We start from the raw sequence: 1,271 nt of genomic DNA, 5'->3' as shown, positions 1-1,271 counted from the left end.
CAGGCTGTCAACGCCGAAGTCGGCGAGTCTGCGCATCAGCGCGGGCTCGTTGACTGTCCACACCGACACATGCAGCCCTTGACGCTGCGCCTTCTGCAGGCGTTCCGGCGTACACAGGGTCCAGTTCAGCGCCAGAATCTCACAGCCATAGTTTTGCGCGACCTTCAACGGGTCGAGCCAGGCGTACTCGGCCACCAAGCCGCGAGACACGTCCGGCACCAGGTCCAGCGCGGCTTTCAACACTTCGCGTGAACTTGACGTAATCGTGATCTTGTCCCGCATACCGAAACGCTGCGCCATTTCACGAATCGCCAGCACGGTGGTCGCGGCGCGGGTGCGTGAAGCGCTTTTGACTTCCAGTTGCCAGTGATCGAAATCACATTTCTCGAACAATTCTTCCAACGTTGGAATCGGGCAGGGTTTGATCCAGCCCGGGCCGCCCTTGCGAGCGTCGTAGGTCACCAGCTCCGCGGCGGTGTGTTCGACTACTTTGCCGCGACGCTCGGTGGTGCGTTTGAGGGTCGGGTCGTGGATCACCATCAACTCGCCATCCTTGGACAGGTGCAAGTCCAGTTCGCAACGGCGTACGCCGTGCTTGAGGCATTGCTGAAAGCTGGTCAGGGTGTTTTCCGGTGCTTCGCCCTTGGCGCCGCGATGGCCGTAGATGAGAGTCACGGTTCTTCCTTAAATTAAATGCCTGATTCGTTTTGTTCGCGGGCCAGGCGTCGTTCTTGTGCCTGTCGCTGCAAGATGTAACGGGCCAGCAATTGCCGCTGGGCATCGGACAGGTATTCGAACTCGGTGCCGACATCGTAGCCTTCGCCCTTGCGGTCGCAATGGGTGACGCGGGCACGCAGCAGCAGGCCAAGGGCTTGCGGCATGAGTACCAGCTTGACCGACAGGTGCGCGCCAGTGGCGATGGGCGTCGGATGCTGAAAGTCGATACCTCCTTCGGAGAGGATCACCGGCTGCGGTTCGCCGATCTGTCCGAGCACCGTCAGGGCGACCACCTGGCTCAGCAGATCGATGCGTTTGTTCTGGGATTTCAGGAACGCGGCGATGGTCCGGTCGCGTTCGCTGATCTGTCGCAACAGGTGTTGCGACTCGAATTCGCTCAGGTGCAGTTCGCTGAGCAGGTTGAATAGAGGGGAAGCATCCTGCAACACTTCCTGGCCTGCGGCTTCGGGAGCAGACAGGGGATTTATTTGAAGTGCGTTGTTTTGGTATATAGTGTTGTTTTTTGTGTTTTTTTCTTTTTTTTATGTATAATT

Annotated in this window: 2 protein-coding genes; both read right to left on the bottom strand. The window is 58.2% G+C overall.

Features of this window, described 5'->3' with window-relative positions; translation table 11 throughout:
- Positions 1 to 675, bottom strand: a 675-nt coding sequence (locus tag ACIPLA_RS27930) for a glycerophosphodiester phosphodiesterase (protein WP_401177684.1), incomplete at its 3' end; no start/stop codon positions are given.
- 14 nt (positions 676 to 689) lie between these two features.
- Complete coding sequence (locus tag ACIPLA_RS27925) at positions 690 to 1,229, bottom strand: PilZ domain-containing protein (protein WP_401177688.1); 540 nt, start codon at positions 1,227 to 1,229, stop codon at positions 690 to 692.
- Between the last annotated feature and the right edge of the window lie 42 nt (positions 1,230 to 1,271).

Source organism: Pseudomonas sp. NPDC086112 (assembly GCF_044746425.1).
GTDB lineage: Bacteria > Pseudomonadota > Gammaproteobacteria > Pseudomonadales > Pseudomonadaceae > Aquipseudomonas.
This window is presented reverse-complemented; position numbering and strand designations above follow the sequence as displayed.